This is a genomic window from Clostridium sp. KNHs214 (assembly GCF_000744935.1).
Taxonomy (GTDB): Bacteria; Bacillota; Clostridia; order Clostridiales; family Clostridiaceae; genus Haloimpatiens.
Window position 1 is genome coordinate 671,758 of record NZ_JQMW01000011.1, and the last position, 16,970, is coordinate 688,727.

At 32.0% G+C, this 16,970-nt stretch carries 12 protein-coding genes; all 12 read right to left on the reverse strand.

All coding sequences use genetic code 11. The features are described from left to right. Positions 1 to 173 precede the first annotated feature (173 nt). The 12 genes from rlmD to CC89_RS11745 all read right to left on the reverse strand — a co-directional run bounded on the left by rlmD (position 174) and on the right by CC89_RS11745 (position 16,969). A complete protein-coding gene (gene rlmD / locus CC89_RS11690) occupies positions 174 to 1,553 on the reverse strand; it encodes a 23S rRNA (uracil(1939)-C(5))-methyltransferase RlmD (protein WP_035292312.1) in 1,380 nt (459 codons plus the stop codon). A gap of 324 nt (positions 1,554 to 1,877) precedes the next feature. Further along, on the reverse strand, positions 1,878 to 2,246 hold the full coding sequence (locus CC89_RS11695) for a DUF1540 domain-containing protein (RefSeq protein WP_035292313.1): 369 nt from the start codon (positions 2,244 to 2,246) through the stop codon (positions 1,878 to 1,880). Positions 2,247 to 2,624: 378 nt separating this feature from the next. Then, the gene (pyk, locus tag CC89_RS11700) at positions 2,625 to 4,382 is read right to left on the reverse strand and encodes a pyruvate kinase (RefSeq protein WP_035292314.1); all 1,758 of its coding nucleotides are present in this window, start codon (positions 4,380 to 4,382) and stop codon (positions 2,625 to 2,627) included. A gap of 159 nt (positions 4,383 to 4,541) precedes the next feature. Then, positions 4,542 to 5,501 (reverse strand): 6-phosphofructokinase, encoded by a 960-nt coding sequence (gene pfkA, locus CC89_RS11705; RefSeq protein WP_035292316.1) that lies wholly within the window; start codon positions 5,499 to 5,501, stop codon positions 4,542 to 4,544. Positions 5,502 to 5,847: 346 nt separating this feature from the next. Then, positions 5,848 to 9,324, reverse strand: a complete 3,477-nt coding sequence (locus tag CC89_RS11710; RefSeq protein ID WP_035292317.1) for a DNA polymerase III subunit alpha — start codon at positions 9,322 to 9,324, stop codon at positions 5,848 to 5,850. Positions 9,325 to 9,419: 95 nt separating this feature from the next. After that, a complete protein-coding gene (locus CC89_RS11715; RefSeq protein ID WP_035292319.1) occupies positions 9,420 to 10,718 on the reverse strand; it encodes a DRTGG domain-containing protein in 1,299 nt (432 codons plus the stop codon). Between the two features lie 8 nt (positions 10,719 to 10,726). After that, on the reverse strand, positions 10,727 to 11,677 hold the full coding sequence (whiA, locus tag CC89_RS11720; RefSeq protein ID WP_035292321.1) for a DNA-binding protein WhiA: 951 nt from the start codon (positions 11,675 to 11,677) through the stop codon (positions 10,727 to 10,729). Between the two features lies 1 nt (position 11,678). After that, positions 11,679 to 13,016, reverse strand: a complete 1,338-nt coding sequence (mgfK, locus tag CC89_RS11725; protein ID WP_035292323.1) for a gluconeogenesis morphogenetic factor MgfK — start codon at positions 13,014 to 13,016, stop codon at positions 11,679 to 11,681. Beyond that, positions 13,013 to 13,897 carry an RNase adapter RapZ gene (gene rapZ / locus CC89_RS11730; RefSeq protein ID WP_035292324.1) on the reverse strand — a complete coding sequence of 295 codons (885 nt, stop codon included), beginning with the start codon at positions 13,895 to 13,897 and terminating at the stop codon, positions 13,013 to 13,015. Before rapZ ends, mgfK begins: the two co-directional genes overlap by 4 nt. 157 nt (positions 13,898 to 14,054) lie before the next feature. Beyond that, entirely contained in the window at positions 14,055 to 15,140 is a 1,086-nt protein-coding gene (hisC, locus tag CC89_RS11735; protein WP_035292326.1) for a histidinol-phosphate transaminase, read from the reverse strand. A gap of 120 nt (positions 15,141 to 15,260) precedes the next feature. Next, the gene (gene murB / locus CC89_RS11740) at positions 15,261 to 16,175 is read right to left on the reverse strand and encodes a UDP-N-acetylmuramate dehydrogenase (RefSeq protein ID WP_035292328.1); all 915 of its coding nucleotides are present in this window, start codon (positions 16,173 to 16,175) and stop codon (positions 15,261 to 15,263) included. Positions 16,176 to 16,234: 59 nt separating this feature from the next. After that, a complete protein-coding gene (locus CC89_RS11745; protein ID WP_035292331.1) occupies positions 16,235 to 16,969 on the reverse strand; it encodes a phosphatase in 735 nt (244 codons plus the stop codon). Position 16,970: the final 1 nt, after the last annotated feature.

Consider the following 16,970-nt stretch of genomic DNA (forward strand, 5'->3'; position numbering starts at 1 on the left):
TGCTATAATTTAACGCTATATTATAATTTTATAGATGAATTAGACAAGCTAAAAGAAAAGATTATTGATTTGAAAGAACTTACACCAGAAATCTTAAACAGATTTTTAGAACGTATTGAAGTTAAATCAGATGAAACTCCGAAAATCTTTTATAGATTCTCGGAGTCATCCATTTATTTTTCAGATTTTTTTAGCAACACACAGCACTCAACATGGTTGGTCTGAGGAAACATGTCCACCGGCTGTACTTCCTCTGTTTTATATCCTAATTCGTGAAAAATTGATAAATCCCTAGCCAAAGTTCCTGGGTCGCAGGAAACATAAACCACTATCTTAGGATTACTTTTACATATGGACTCTATAAGTGTTTTTTCACAACCCTTTCTTGGGGGATCTACTACCACTACATCTGGTATTATGCCCTTTGAAATAAGCTTTGGTATTTCCTCTTCGGATTTACCTACTATAAATTCGGCATTATTTATATTGTTTACCTTACTGTTTTCTCTGGCATTCTCTATGGCTTCCTTAATTATCTCTACACCGTATACTTTTTTGCTCTTTTGAGATAAAAACAAAGAAATAGTTCCTGTACCACAATAGGCATCAAATACCACTTCATCTCCCTTTAAGTCTGCATACTCTAGAGCTTTCCTGTATAATACTTCAGTTTGCACAGGGTTTACTTGGAAAAAGGAAAGAGGTGATATATTAAATTTAAAATTTTCTATGTAATCAGTTATGTGGTCTTGTCCCCATAAAGTTTTACACTTAGAACCTAATATCACATTGGTTCTTTTACTATTTACATTTTGAATTATACTGTGAATTCCCCATATGTTATCCACAAGAGATTTAATTAATTCATCTTTATTAGGCAACTTATCCCCATTAGTCACAATAACTACCATAACTTCTCCAGTTTTAAAGCCTTTTCTCACCATTATATGTCTCACTAAACCATTGTGATTTTCCTCATTGTAAGGTTTTATATGATATTTATTCATCCACGCCTTTATTAGCTGCACTACTTTGTGAGAAACCTCTTCTTGAATAAAACAAGTATCTATATCTATTATATTATGACTTCTTGGAGCGTAAAATCCTACTACTATGTTGCCATTTTTATCTTCTCCTACTGGAAGCTGCACTTTATTTCTATAGTGATAAGGGTTATCCATACCTATAGTGTTATGTACTGTAATTCTCCCTAGCTTTCCTATTCTCTCTAATGCATCTTCTACTCTTTTTCTCTTAATTTGAAGTTGATAACTGTAATCTAAGTGCTGAATACTGCATCCTCCACATTTCCCAAAGGAAGGACAAACAGGAGCAACTCTTTTTTCTGAAGGCTTTATTATCTCAATAAGTTTTCCGTAACCATAATTTTTCTTAACACTTAATATTTTAACCTTTGCAGTTTCTCCTTCTATGGCTCCAGGAATGAACACTGTAAAATTTTCTACCTTGCCTATGCCTTCTCCATCATGTCCCATGCCCGATATATTTATTATGTATTCTTCATTTTTCTTAACTGGAATTTCCTTATTCATCGTATCAACCTTTCAATAAATTTATTTAGCCATTTTCAATATTTATCAATTTTTATGTATTATTACTCCAAACTAATGTAGTGAACTCTCCCTCTGCTTGCTTACACTGAAGTGTGAGGTTGTGCTGACGCAGTATGACCCATAGATTAGCATACTAACTTGTTATTTATTTGAATGTGTCTAATATCATAATTATAAACTAATAATAATAAATGGGCAATTCACCTTTAACCTTGACAATGCCCATTTCAAACTTTATCTTATAGCCTACTTTTTTGGTATAAAATATAATAGAAACCTTTTATTATATTCTATCTTTGAAAATTATATTTGAAAAGTTTCACAATTAGTACCTTCTTGATTTTCCTTGCCTATTCCTGATATACTCACATAATCAGCTTCACATATACCATCAGAATTATACATACATTTCTCTGCATTACATTTTATTTCTGGGCTCATTTGAATGGATTCATTGATAAATATCTGTTTAGCTTCTCCTACCACATTCATATTAAACATATTTTTCACCGCATTACCTAATCCACTTTCATCAAAAGTGTCACAATAAGTTTCTTCACTATTAGAGGCCTTTTCATCTTGTATATTTATAATATAAGCAGCACATAATCCATTTATATTATTAACACAATCGGTAGCACTACACATGAGTTTAGTTTCCAATGTTATCATCTCCTCCAAAATATTCAAAAACAATTAATATGATTCAACCACAAAAGGTACACTGTAGTGGAACCATAAAATTTATCCTCCATGACTTGCATAAGAACTAGAAACAATAATTTTTATAATGTTCCATACATTGAAGTAATTACTGAAAACCATTTGCTTATATTCATAATTGTCTTGTTTATACTAGTTTGATACCCTAAAAATATTTTATTCAAATATTTTATGCAAAAAAAATACACCCAAATAGGGTGCAAGGTCGTAAAATCAGTTGCCAGTATTTTCTATTATAGTAGTATATCCATTAAAAAAATAAATATACGTATGAAATATAATTTTACAACAAAAATGAAATTAAATCAATAGTTTTTTATATATTTTTTATCTTACATTAGCTCTTCCGCTATATACTACTCCTCTTCCTGTGTCCATAGTTATAAATGAGCCTGTTTTTATAATATTTGTAGCATTTTCTGCTCCACAGATTATTGGAATTTCTCTAGATATACATTCTATAGCCATGTGAGATGTAAGCCCGCCATTTTCTGCTATTATACCAACGGCTCTATCTAAAGCATCTATATATTCTTTATTTAAATCTTTTACTATTAAGATTTCTCCTTCTTGAACTACTCTATTAGCCTCTTCTGGAGAATTCACTACATGAGCTACACCGTATCCTGGTTTATTTCCTGCGCCCTTACCTTGTACTAGTATATCTCCAGCTATATGAACTTTTAACATGTTTGTAGTTCCTGAATATTGTACTGGGATACCTGCTGCTATTATTACTAGATCACCTTTATTTATATATCCCTCTTCTAAAGCTATATTTACAGATTGATCTATAAGTTCATCTGTAGATTTGTATTGAGAAGTAACTAATGGAAATACCCCCCAGTTAAGTGCTAGTTTTCTAGCTACCTTTTCATTTGGAGTTACTGCTATTATAGGACAATCCGGTCTATAGCTTGAAACCCTTTTTGCAGTACTTCCACTTTGTGTAGCTGTGATTATAGCAGAAGCGCTTAACTGTTCTGCAGTAGTTACTGCACTTAAGCTTATGGCATTAGCTACATTAGGTATATGTGCTTCCATTCTCTTTTGTAATCTTTTATTATTATCTAGTGCTTCCTCTATTCTCATAGCTATTTTAGCCATAGTTGTCACTGCTTCTACTGGCCACTTTCCTTTAGCAGTTTCACCACTTAGCATTATAGCATCTGTGCCATCAAATATAGCATTAGCTACATCCGAAGCTTCTGCTCTTGTTGGTCTTGGATTTCTTATCATAGAATCTAACATTTGGGTAGCTGTAATTACTGGCTTACCTACCATATTACATTTTTCTATTATCATCTTTTGTACAACTGGTACTTCTTCAGTTGGTATTTCTACACCTAAATCTCCTCTAGCTACCATTATTCCGTCAGAAAACTTTATTATGTCATCTATATTTCCTACGCCTTCAGCATTCTCTATTTTAGAAAAAATCTGTATATCACTTCCACCATTTTTAGCCAATAGTTTTCTTATTTCTAAAACGTCTGATGCTTTTCTTATAAATGAAGCAGCTATTATGTCTACTCCTTGTTCTATACCAAATAATAAGTCCTCTTTATCTTTCTCTGTTAAGGCTGGTAGGTTTATAGAAACTCCTGGTACGTTGACACCCTTGTGATTTGAAACTTCACCACTATTTCTAACTATGCAGTGTATTTTGTTTTTTTCTATACTTTCTACTTGTAATCCAACTAAACCATCATCTATTAATATAGTGTCTCCAGCATTTACATCTTCACATAATTCCTCATAAGTCACAGAGCACTTAGTTTCGTCTCCTAAAACTTCTTCTCCACAGTATATGGTGAACTTCTGTCCCTCATTTAGTTGAACAGCTTCCTTTGAAAAATTACCTGTTCTTATTTCTGGACCTTTTGTGTCAAGTATTATAGCAATTTGCTTTCTATATTCTTCTCTTAATTTTTTTACAAGGTTCATTCTTACCTTATGTTCTTCATGATCCCCATGAGAAAAATTATGTCTAGAAGCATTCATTCCTGCTTCCATAAGTTTTGATAAGGTATCTTTATTGTCACTTGCAGGTCCTATAGTACATATAATTTTTGTTTTTTTCATGAAACATACTCTCCTTATTAAATATTAATTTTATATAATGGAAGACGTTAGGCACATTCAAATAAATAATAAGTTAGTATGCTAGTATATTCCACTTGTTATTTCTTTTCATGTACCTTATTAATATTAGCTTACCCAATATAGTGTTCATTAATTATTCTAGTAAGATAATGCTCTTGCTATATCGTATAATTCTTCGTCAAATTCCCTTTTTGTAGATAATGCTTCATTTATATCTTGATCTACGATCTTTCCGTGCTTAATTCCTACAACCCTTGCCTTTTTACCTTCTAAAAGCGTGTCTACAGCCTTTGCTCCTAATCTAGCTGCTAATACTCTATCAAAGGCTGAAGGGCTTCCTCCCCTTTGTATATGGCCAAGAACAGTTGCTCTAGTTATTATTCCAGTAATCTCTTCTATTTTTTTTGCTAATTCTTCTGCTCCTCCCACACCTTCTGCAAGAACTATTAAATTATGCATTTTTCCTCTTAATTTGCCCTCTAATATAGTTCTACATAATTCGTCTACATTATATCCTTTTTCAGGAATTATTATACTTTCAGCTCCACCAGCTAATCCAGCATATAGTGCTATATCTCCGCAATTTCTTCCCATTACTTCCACGACACTCACTCTTTCATGAGAAGTAGAGGTATCTCTTATTTTATTTATAGCATCTAATACTGTATTTAAAGCTGTATCAAATCCTATAGTATACTCAGTGTAAGCTAGATCATTATCTATAGTTCCTGGAACTCCAACTGTTGACACTCCCAATTCAGACAATAATCTTGCACCTGTAAAAGAACCGTCGCCACCAATAACTACTAGTCCATCTACTCCAAAAATTTTTAAAACATTAGCAGCTCTTTTCCTTCCCTCTTCAGTTTTAAATTCCTCACATCTTGCAGTTCTAAGGATAGTTCCGCCTCTATGTATTATGTCTGATACACTATGTCTATTCATTTCAAAAATTTCTCCATTTATAAGTCCGCTATATCCACGTTGAATTCCCATTACTTTTAAACCTTTATCTAGCGCAGTTCTAACCACTGATCTTATAGCAGCATTCATTCCTGGTGCATCTCCACCGCTTGTTAATATACCTATAGTTTTCATAAGCTGTTCCCTCCTACGACCGCTAGGACACACTTTGTCCCACATTTATTAAAATTATATGATAAAATATATGTTTTTGACAACTTCCTACACATTTTTTATTATATCATTTCACTAGATATTTTTCACTATTAAAATATAATTATTCATTTATTTTCTTCCGTAATTTTAGTTTAGTAAAAAAGTAGAATTTATTCAAACTATTTAAAAATGATTATATGCAATAGCCTAAAAATCTAAACCTTTTCTCAACTATTTTTGAAAAAATACATATGAATCATAGAAATATATAAAAAACACCACCTAAGGCACATTGAGATATTTAGATGATGTTTTCTATATGTTTTTATTGTTTTTTTACATTGTCATAAGAAAATATTTGTACAAGTTTACTCATAACCTCTGGTTCCTCACTTAACCATAGATCTCTGTTCACTCTGTATTTCTTTCTTTCCCTCTTGGTACATATATAAACCGGTATATTTCCACTAAATTCTTCTGCTAATTTTCTTATATTACTTAAAGCTGATTTTGTTTTGCTCTCATCTTCCACCAAAATATATATTTTACTGCTATTTATCTTTACCAGCGGTTCTATTGTATCACAAAGTATTTTAGGCTGTTCATCTTCTCTTATACTAACTCTTCCTTTAACTATGATTAACTCATCTTCATTTATAAAGCTTTTATATTTATCCAATACTTTTGGAAATACCACAACTTCTATAGTACCATATAAATCTTCCAAAGCCATAAAACACATCATGGTATTACTTCTAGTGACCTTCTTGCTTAAGCTAGAAATGATTCCACCCATAACTACTCTGTCTCCGTCTTTTACCTTTAGGTCATTTTCACTTACTGTTACATTTTCTTCTATATCTTCATTTATGATTATGTCTGTAGTTTTGGTATCCGTAGTAGCCTTTAAAGATTCTATATATTCATCTAGTGGATGACCTGATATATACAAACCTGTCATTTCCTTCTCCATAGACAAAATATACTTTTTATCGAATTCTTGTATATTGGGATAAACTACTCCTAAATCCATTATAGGTTCTTCTACAGTATCAAATAAACTCATCTGACCCTTTATATTTTTCTTATTTCTATTGTTTATTCCATCTAGAACCTTTTCATAAACCGCTAAAAGTTTAGATCTATATATAGAAAAATTATCAAAGGCACCACATTTTATAAGGCTTTCCACTGCCCTTTTATTAACAGAGCTCAAGTCTATTTTATTACAAAAGTCCATAAAATCGTTGAATATTCCATTTTCCTCTCTAGATTTTACTATACTATCTACTACATTTACTCCTATATTTTTTATTGCAGACATGCCAAATCTTATTTTACCCTTTTGAACTGTAAAATCAGTAAAACTTTCATTTATATCCGGCGGAAGCACTTCTATACCTGCTTCCTTGGCAAACCTTATATAGTGGGCTACTTTTTCATTGTCACCCCTTACACTATTTAGCATAGCTGCTATAAATTCTGTAGGATAGTAATACATTAAATATGCCGTATGATATCCTACTACTGCATAAGCAGCGGCGTGGGATTTATTGAAGGCATAGGATGCAAAGTCCATCATAAGGTCAAATATCTTATTTGCCACCTCTTCGCTTATGCCATTTCTAACACAGCCCGGCACCAATACCTTACCCTCTTCATCCACTATTCCATGTATAAAATTTTGTCTCTCCTTAAGCATTACATCGTGCTTCTTCTTAGACATAGCACGTCTAACCAAATCACTTCTTCCCATAGAATATCCAGCTAGTTTTCTAACAATTTCCATAACCTGTTCCTGATAAACCATGCACCCATAAGTCACATTTAATATAGGCTCTAATTCTGGAGTTAAATACTGAATTTCCTTTGGATTCTTTTTATTTTTTAAGTAATTTGGTATTTCTGCCATAGGACCTGGTCTGTAAAGACTTATGCCCGCAATTATATCCTCTAATGAATCGGGCCTTAATTCTTTCATAAAACTAGTCATGCCTGGGGACTCTAGCTGAAACACCCCAGTGGTCTTGCCCTCTCCAATCATGCGATACACATTTTTATCTTCAAAACCTAATTTATCTAAGTCAATATCTATATTTTTAGTTTTCTTTATTATATCAAGTGCATCTCTTATGACAGTTAGGGTACGTAAGCCCAAGAAATCCATTTTCAAAAGTCCAAGTTCTTCCAAAGTTCCCATAGGAAATTGTGCCACTACATTGTCATCATTTTTTTGAAGCGGCACATAATTTACTAAAGGTTTAGATGCTATAACTACACCAGCTGCATGGGTAGATGTATGTCTTGGAAGACCTTCTAATTTTCTCGCTATATCAATAAGTTCTTTTACTCTAGTATCATCTTCATATACCAGTTTAAGCTCTGGATTCATATCCAATGCTTTATCTATAGTTATACCTCCCTGTACTATAGGTATCATCTTAGCTATTTTGTCTACTTCCGCATAGGAGTAATTAAGCGCTCTACCTACATCTCTAATGCAAGCCCTAGCTGCCATAGTACCAAAGGTTATAATCTGAGATACATTATTTTCTCCATATTTATCCACCACGTAATCGATAACCTCTTGCCTTCTTTCATAGCAAAAATCGCTATCTATATCTGGCATGGACACACGTTCTGGATTAAGAAATCTTTCAAATATTAGTCCATATTTTATTGGGTCTATTTTGGTTATTCCTAAGGTATAAGCTACCAATGACCCTGCCCCACTACCTCTGCCTGGCCCTGTAATTATACTACTTTCTCTGGCAAACCTTATGAAGTCCCAAACTATGAGAAAATAATCTACATAGCCCATTTGATTTATTATGCCCAGTTCGTATTCCAGTCTTTCCTTTAATTCTTCTCCTATATCTTGGTACCTTTCCTCTAGTCCTTTATAACATAAATCTCTTAAGTATTCATAATGATCTTGCCCCTTTTTCAAAGGGAATTCTGGCAATTTAGACACATGAAATTCATAATCGAAATTACATTGTTCTGCTATTTTTACGGTATTTTCCAGCGCTTCTTTAGCATAGGAAAATTGACTATACATTTCCTCTGGTGATCTTAAATAGAACTGACCTGACGGATACCTCATTCTATTTTCATCATCTACCGTCTTACCTGTTTGAATGCATAAAAGTACATCATGAGCTTTGGTATCTTCCTTTTTTATATAGTGCACGTCATTACTTGCAATTAATGGTATATCTAACTCTTTTGACAATTCTATAAGCTCATCATTTACCTTTAACTGATCCTGAAGTCCGTGATATTGAAGTTCTAAATAAAAGCCTTCTTTAAATATTTCCTTGTATAAAAGTGCAACTTTTTTAGCTTTTTCTATATTTCCCTTCAATATATTCGCTTGAACTTCTCCCCCTAAACATGCACTAGTCGCTATAAGTCCTTCACTGTGTTTTTTTAAGTATTCATGATCCACTCTAGGTTTATAATAAAAGCCTTCTATAGATGCTGTAGAAACTATCTTCATTAAATTCTCATAACCCTTTTCATTCTTTACCAAAAGTACTAGGTGGTATATGCTGTTTTCTTTATTATCCTTTAATTCCATGGACTTTTCAGATACATATATTTCACAACCTATTATAGGTTTTATTCCTTGTTTTTTAGCTTCCTTATAAAATTCTACACATCCATACATGGTTCCGTGATCCGTTATGGCAAGGCTGTGCATTCCTAATTCTTTAGCCCTAGCTATAAGTTTGTCAACCTTGCCTGAACCATCTAAGAGACTGTACTCTGTATGCACATGAAGATGTACAAAATCCATCTAATATCCTCCTCTCTAGTGTATTAGTTTTTATTTTATAAAAACTTGCCCACTCATAATTTTCATAAAATATTGAGAAAGCAAGTTATCAAACCTTAATTTAGTATTTTAGCTGACAGTATAGTTTTTGCTATTAAATCTTTAGTTTTATTGTACATGCTAACTTCCACTTTGCATGAATTTCTACCCATATCCACAATCTCAGTATATATATCTATTGGTCTGTTCATTTGAACAGGTCTCATAAAATAAGTTACTATGTTGTCCACATATATGTTAACATTGTTTTTGCTTCGCACAGTAAGCTCAGCAGTAGTGGAAAGAAGCATATTTAAAGCTCCACTGGAAGCTGTTCCTAGCTCATTTAACATTTCAGGTATTATTTCTCCATAAAAATGCATTTTTCCATCTTCATTATTGTATTTGAAATTCTCTAAAATTAAATCCTCCATAGTTTCTTTTACATGTTCCTGTCTTGATGCGTACTTAAGAGCTTTAATTACATCTTTCCTTGTTATAACTCCTAAAAGTTTCTTTTTGTGTACCACAGGACACATTTTTATATTTTCCCAAACCATTATATGTGCAGCATAAGCTATAGTGGTTTTTGAAAAAACTGTTATTGGATTTTTAGTCATTACATTACTTATAAGCTCTTGATCATCAACTCCATCACTTATATCTCTTAAGGTAACTATGCCCACTAACTTATTATCCTTATCTAATACTGGAAATCTTTCATGTTTATTCTTTTTCACTAATTCCTTAAACTTTCTTACATTATCCGTATCCAACATACATTCTGCCTCAGTCATTATATCTTCTGCCAATATTATATCTTTTTTAATTATATTTTCAGAAAGAGCCCTGTTTATCATACTAGCTATAGTAAAAGTATCATAGCTGGAAGATATAATAGGCAAACATTTTTCGTCTCCTAATTTTTTAATTTCTTCACTGCATTGAAATCCACCTGCTATAAGTACTCCACATTCATTCATCAATGCTAACCTTTGAAGTTCCTCCCTATTTCCAACTATAACTAAAGATGATTTTTCAATAAACCTTGCAGCAGCATCCTCTGTCATTGCTCCTATAAAAAAATTACTTAAAGTTTTATATATACCCTCTTTTCCCCCAAAAATATTTCCTTCTACTATGTTAACAACTTCAGCATATGTTAAAAGCTCTCTATTTTTCTTTTCCACTTTTTCTACTCTTATAGTTCCAACTCTAGGAATAGTTGACACTATTCCTGAATCCTCGGATTCTTTTATGGCTCTATAGGTAGTTCCCTCGCTTACACTTAATTCTGCCGCAATACCTCTTACAGAAATCCTAGTTCCAGGGGTTAATGAATTAATATAATTCAATATTTTCTCGTGTTTAGACATAAAATTTACTACCTGCCTTCTTTTCTTAATTCTTCTGCTATTTTTTCTATTTTTCTAAGTCTATGGTTTACTCCTGATTTTCCAACCTTAGGATTCAACATTTCTCCTAATTCCTTTAGGGACTCATCTGGATACTTTAGTCTAAGTTCAGCTATCTCTCTTAAGTTTTTAGGAAGTCTTTTTAAGCCTATTTCACTTTCAATTAACTTTATACTCTCTACTTGTCTAACTGCAGCATTTACAGTTTTACTTAAATTAGCAGTTTCACAATTTACCAATCTATTAACATTATTCCTCATTTCCTTCATTATTCTTATGTTTTCTAAGAAAAATAATGAACTATGAGCTCCTATAATACTTAATAAATCAGAAATTTGTTCTCCTTCTTTAATGTAAATTACATAGCTGCTTTTTCTTTGTATAACCTTTGAGTTAAGGCCATAAGTGTTGATTAACCCACTAAGCTCTTCCGCATAGTTATTATCATGAGTTACAAATTCTAAATGATAGGTCTTTTCAGGATTGCTAATACTTCCTCCCCCTAAAAAAGACCCTCTTATAAAGGCCTTTTTAGTTTTATCGTCATAAACTAAATTTGAAGGTATTCCAAATTCCAATGAAAAACTGTCTTGCTGTTTTAAAACGCCAACTTTTCTTAATAAGTTTTTAACTCCCATTTCTTCATTTATAATTATTACATAAACATTATTCTTCTTTAGAGAATTATTTTTCTTAACCATTATTCTAGCATGTATACCAAAATGAGTTTTTAACAATTTAAATACTAATCTTGCAATACTAGGATTTTCTGTAGTTATCTTAAAACTTAATTGTTTATTTGATGCCAAAGCTATGGTGCCACTTACTTTCATCACTCCTGATAATATAGCTATAGCCTCTTCTTTGGAAACCTCCACATATCTACAAACTTCACTTTTAACCTTTGACGAAAACGACATCTTAACTTCTTTCCCTTCTATTTTCCTTTAATCTTTCAGATAAGTAGAAGTATTCAAGTATCTTCTTCCTATCATAGAATAATTGTTTATCCATAATTGTTTCTATTAGTATTGATGACAGTTTTTCTGCATCATGCCTTATTAAGCCTTTTTTAACTTTTATAAAATTACCTTTTACGGTATTTATGTTCATGGCATTTAACTCTCCATCATCACATTTTACTATATGTGATGTTTTAAGCTTATATTTATCTATAAGTTCATTAGTAATTTCACCATCATTCACCACAGCATAATTAATCATACCTTCTCCTACATGTTTATGTACGGCTTTAATATGATCGGCCACGGTGAAATCATCCGTTTCTCCAGGTTGAGTCATGATATTACACACATAAATCTTTAATGCCTTTGTCCTTTTTATTGCATTAGATATATCTTTTACAAGAAGATTGGGCATTATACTCGTGTAAAGGCTTCCCGGTCCCAAAATTATAGCATCTGCTTCTTTTATAGATTGTACAGATTCTCTAAGAGCCCTAGCATTTTCAGGTTCTATAAAAATTCTATCTATTTTACTATTACACCTTAACGCTTCTTTTGGTATATTAGATTCACCTTCTACTATAGCACCATTCTCCAGTCTAGCTTTTAAAATCATATCGTCTAAAGTAACAGGTAATACTTTACCTGTTACCGCTAAAACAGAGCTCATCTTCTGAACTGCATCTTCAAAATTATCTGATATTCCATTCATAGCTGCTAAAAATAAATTTCCAAAACTTTGGTCCTTAAGTCTTCCCTCTGCAAATCTGTATTGTAAAAGTTCTTCCATTAAGGGTTCTGTATCTGCTAAAGATAAAATACAGTTTCTTATATCCCCAGGAGGCAGTATACCAAGATCCTCTCTTAATGCACCTGAACCCCCTCCATCATCTCCAACTGTAACTATGGCTGTAATGTTTGATGTATAATATTTAAGCCCTCTTAGCATAGTGGATAAGCCTGTTCCCCCACCAATTACTACTATTTTAGGCCCTTTTACTAATAACCTTTTTTCATATATTAAATTTCCTAATTTTTTAGAGTCAAAGGATACTTTTAAATATCCTTGATTTATAAGTGCTATAACTGATTTCATACCTTGATTTATAGAAATGTAAAGAGTAAATACGCCACATACTATTAAAAAAATAAAAAATGTTATGTAGTATATGTTATAGTACATCTTATTTAAAAATTCTATTATTCCAAATACTATTAAAAGAATACCCATAATTCCAAAAAGTATCCACCTTTTAACTTTTATTCCCGGCTTCAACCATTGAGTTAGCTTCATATTTTCATACCACCCTTGCTAACATCCTCATTTATATCTCTGTGATCTATAGTTACATTATGACCCTTATCTCTTAATTTTTGATACATAGCATTAGCTATAGTTACAGATCTATGCCTTCCGCCTGTACATCCAATAGATATGATTAACTGCCTTTTGCCTTCTTTGATATAGTTTGGTATTAAGAAGTTTAACATGTCCTCCAGTTTTTTCACAAAATCTGTGGTTTCCTTAAAGTCCATTACATAATCTCTTACGGAACTATCATTTCCAGAGTACTGCTTTAATTCTGGAATATAATATGGATTGGGTAAAAATCTCACATCAAATACCAAATCTGAATCTAGGGGAATACCGTATTTAAAACCAAAGGATAATACAGTTATCATTAATTTACTTTCTATTTGATCCTTGTCACCATATATGCTGGTTATTTTATTTCTTAACTCCCTTGTAGAAAGCTTAGTTGTATCTATAATGTGATTAGCTTTTTCTCTTACATCTCTTAATTTTTCTCTTTCAGAATCTATTCCAGTTAAAACTCTTCCTTCTGGGGCTAGTGGATGCTTTCTTCTTGACTCTTTATATCTTTTTATTAAAACCTCATCGCTGGCCTCTAAGAATAAAATTTCATAATGATATCCCTGACATTTAAAGTAATTTAAACTTGTAAATAAATCATCAAAGAATTTACCACCTCTAATATCTATTACTAATGCTATTTTATCTATTTTACCCTCTGTTTGAAAACAAGCCTCTGCAAACTTGGGTATTAAAGTAGTTGGTAAATTATCTACACAAAAATATCCCAAATCCTCTAAGCATCTTATAGCTTGTGTTTTCCCTGCTCCAGACAATCCTGTAACTATTACAAAATTCATATAAGAACACCTCGCTATCTTTATTACTGTTACAGTTTTATTTTATTATTATAACATAAATTATACTACAGTAACTACCTGTATTACTTGCCATTGAAAAGTATAAAAAAACTGTGAGCAAAATTTAAGCTTATTTTGTTCACAGTTTTCTATGCTTTTATAGACTATTTTTTAAAGCTTCTATGAATTTTTTATTTTGCGGCATAGTTCCTATAGTAACTCTCATCCAACCTGGCATTCCTAATAAATGTCCTGGTCTGATTATCAATCCTTGTTTTAATAATTTATTAAATACTTCTTTATCATCTGTCTTTGTATTAACCATTATAAAGTTAGCATTAGTTTTTTCATAAGGGAGACCTAACTTATCAAATTCTCCATAAAGATATTCTTTTCCAGCTTTGTTTTCTTCATATACCTTGTTTAAGAACTCATCATCTTTAAGTGCTGCTACAGCTGCTCTTTGAGCAAATAAATTTACATCAAATGGTCCTATTACTCTATTAAAGTATCCTACCAATTCTTCATGAGCTATTCCATATCCACATCTTAATGAAGCTAATCCGTAAGCTTTTGAGAAAGTCCTTAATACTATCATATTTTTATACTTATTGAAATAATTTAAAGCATCTGGGAAATCCTTATCTGTAACATATTCAATATACGCTTCATCCATTATAATAATCACATGTTCTGGTATTTTATCTAAAACTTTTTCAAATTCAGACTTTGTAAATATAGTTCCTGTTGGGTTATTTGGATTGCAGAACCATATTATTTTCGTCTTATTATTTACGGATTCTACCATCTTTTCTATATCTAGAGCATTATTTTTCATTGGAATTGATATAACCTTAGCTCCCATTAATTTAGCCCCTGCTTCATAACGTGGGAATGTTACCTCACCCATTATGCATTCATCCCCTGGATTCAACAATGTATTGCTTATAATTCTTATTAACGAATCTGAACCTGTACCTAAGAATACTTCTTCAGGCTTTACACTTAACTTTTCTGCTATGGCATGCTTTAATTCATAATTAGAAGCATCTGGATACATTTGAGGCTCTTCTAAAGTCTTCACAATAGCTTCTTTAGCCTTAGGTGAACATCCTAGTGGATTTTCATTAGAAGCTAATTTTATAACGTCATCTAATCCTAGCTCCCTTTTTACTTCACTTATAGGCTTACCAGCCTTGTACATGTTTAAACTCAATATCTCTTCTCTTATTCCGTATTTCATAAAAATACCCCCCAATTTATTTTTATATTTTAGTAAAATTTTGAATTATCAAAATTTTCACTACGTATTTAATGGCTACTTACGCCAAGGTAAATATCCATTAAATACGTAATAAATATACTATTCTTCTCCTATTATTCTAACTTCTGGTTGAAGCTCTACCTGAAAGTTTGCTTTTACCCTTTCCTTAACCAGTTCAATAATATCCAATATATCCTTAGCAGTAGCGCCTCCTTTGTTTATAACAAAGCCTGCATGCTTTTCTGATACCTGCGCACCACCCACAGATACACCTTTTAAATTACTTTCTTCTATCAATCTACCTGCAAAATACCCTTCTGGTCTTTTAAATGTACTTCCTGCAGATGGATATTCTAAAGGTTGTTTTTCTTTTCTTCTAGAAGCTAATTCAGAAATTCTATTCATTATCTTCTCTTTGTCACCCATATGTAATCTAAACGTAACTTTTAAAACAGTATATCCATATTTAAGTATAGCACTTTTTCTATAGTCTAACTCTAATTCTTCCTTAGAAAGATTTAATATTTCTCCATCTTTGTTTAAAACCACTGCACTTTCTATTACTTTAGATATCTCTCCATCGTAAGCTCCAGCATTCATAGCTACAGCTCCTCCAATGCTTCCTGGAATTCCACTACTGAACTCCAAGCCTGTAAGTCCACTCTTTGCAGCCTTATTGCTTACACTGCATAGAACTGCTCCACTTTCTGCAACTACACATTCTCCTACAATCTCAATTTTGTCTAATTTACAAGTTTTAATTACAACTCCTCTTATGCCACCATCTTTTACAAGAAGATTAGATCCATTTCCAATTATATAATAAGGAATTTCATGCTCCCTGCAAAGCTGTATTATCTTTATAATTTGATCATAGTTCTTTGGAGTTACTAATATATCACAAGGTCCTCCAACTTTGAAGGATGTATGATTTTTCATAGGCTCATCTAATAGCATATCCTCTGGCTCTAATATAGACTTCATCAGAAGGCTAAAATCTTTGTATCCATTCATAATCTATCTCCTTTTAGAATTTTATCTCCATACATATAGTATAATTTATATAATATTAATTAATCAATAGCTATGTCAAGTGCTTTGCCTTTATTCTTTAAATAATTTAACACTTCTTTTTCACTTTTGTTTATAATAAGTTCATCTGGCATACCTACTGATTTTAAAATCGCCTCTGCCTCCTTAAAGTCACCTACAGCCGTAGCAAAGTGTGCGTCACTATTTATTATTATTCTTGTACCATATTTCTTACAAAGTTTAGCTATTTTTGAGCAAGTGTCCTTACTTCCTTTTCTTGAGCTTACAAATGAACTATTGTTTATTTCCAATAATACATTCTTTTCTTTAGCTTTTTTAACTATTTCTTCTTCGTAAATAGGAAATGATGGATTTCCAGGATGCCCTATTATATCTACATATGTATTGTCCATAATCTTTATAAGTGCATTAGTATTTTCTTCTATGCTTCCTGGTTCTATGCATACATCATGCAAACTTGCAATAACATAATCTAATTTTTTTAAAATTCTCTCAGGTATATCTACATTTCCTTCAAAATCAATTATATTAGCTTCACAACCTTTTAATATTTTTACTCCATTCATTTCTCTAGGAATTACAGTTAAATTCCCAAAATAAAATATGTGGGGTCCTCCTGGCATTTTAGGTCCATGTTCTGCAGAACCCAGTATCTTCAATCCCTTTCTACTGGCTTCACTTATATTCTCTAATAATGTACTATAAGCATGACCGCTTACTATTGTATGGGTGTGAAGGTCCGATATATAGTTCATA

What these genes read in the sequence shown, in the direction of transcription:
- rlmD (WP_035292312.1), bottom strand. Translation starts at nt 1,553, where the DNA reads ATGAATAAGGAAATTCCAGTTAAGAAAAATGAAGAATACATAATAAAT.
- CC89_RS11695 (WP_035292313.1), bottom strand. Translation starts at nt 2,246, where the DNA reads ATGATAACATTGGAAACTAAACTCATGTGTAGTGCTACCGATTGTGTT.
- pyk (WP_035292314.1), bottom strand. Translation starts at nt 4,382, where the DNA reads ATGAAAAAAACAAAAATTATATGTACTATAGGACCTGCAAGTGACAAT.
- pfkA (WP_035292316.1), bottom strand. Translation starts at nt 5,501, where the DNA reads ATGAAAACTATAGGTATATTAACAAGCGGTGGAGATGCACCAGGAATG.
- CC89_RS11710 (WP_035292317.1), bottom strand. Translation starts at nt 9,324, where the DNA reads ATGGATTTTGTACATCTTCATGTGCATACAGAGTACAGTCTCTTAGAT.
- CC89_RS11715 (WP_035292319.1), bottom strand. Translation starts at nt 10,718, where the DNA reads ATGTCTAAACACGAGAAAATATTGAATTATATTAATTCATTAACCCCT.
- whiA (WP_035292321.1), bottom strand. Translation starts at nt 11,677, where the DNA reads ATGTCGTTTTCGTCAAAGGTTAAAAGTGAAGTTTGTAGATATGTGGAG.
- mgfK (WP_035292323.1), bottom strand. Translation starts at nt 13,016, where the DNA reads ATGAAGCTAACTCAATGGTTGAAGCCGGGAATAAAAGTTAAAAGGTGG.
- rapZ (WP_035292324.1), bottom strand. Translation starts at nt 13,897, where the DNA reads ATGAATTTTGTAATAGTTACAGGATTGTCTGGAGCAGGGAAAACACAA.
- hisC (WP_035292326.1), bottom strand. Translation starts at nt 15,140, where the DNA reads ATGAAATACGGAATAAGAGAAGAGATATTGAGTTTAAACATGTACAAG.
- murB (WP_035292328.1), bottom strand. Translation starts at nt 16,175, where the DNA reads ATGAATGGATACAAAGATTTTAGCCTTCTGATGAAGTCTATATTAGAG.
- CC89_RS11745 (WP_035292331.1), bottom strand. Translation starts at nt 16,969, where the DNA reads ATGAACTATATATCGGACCTTCACACCCATACAATAGTAAGCGGTCAT.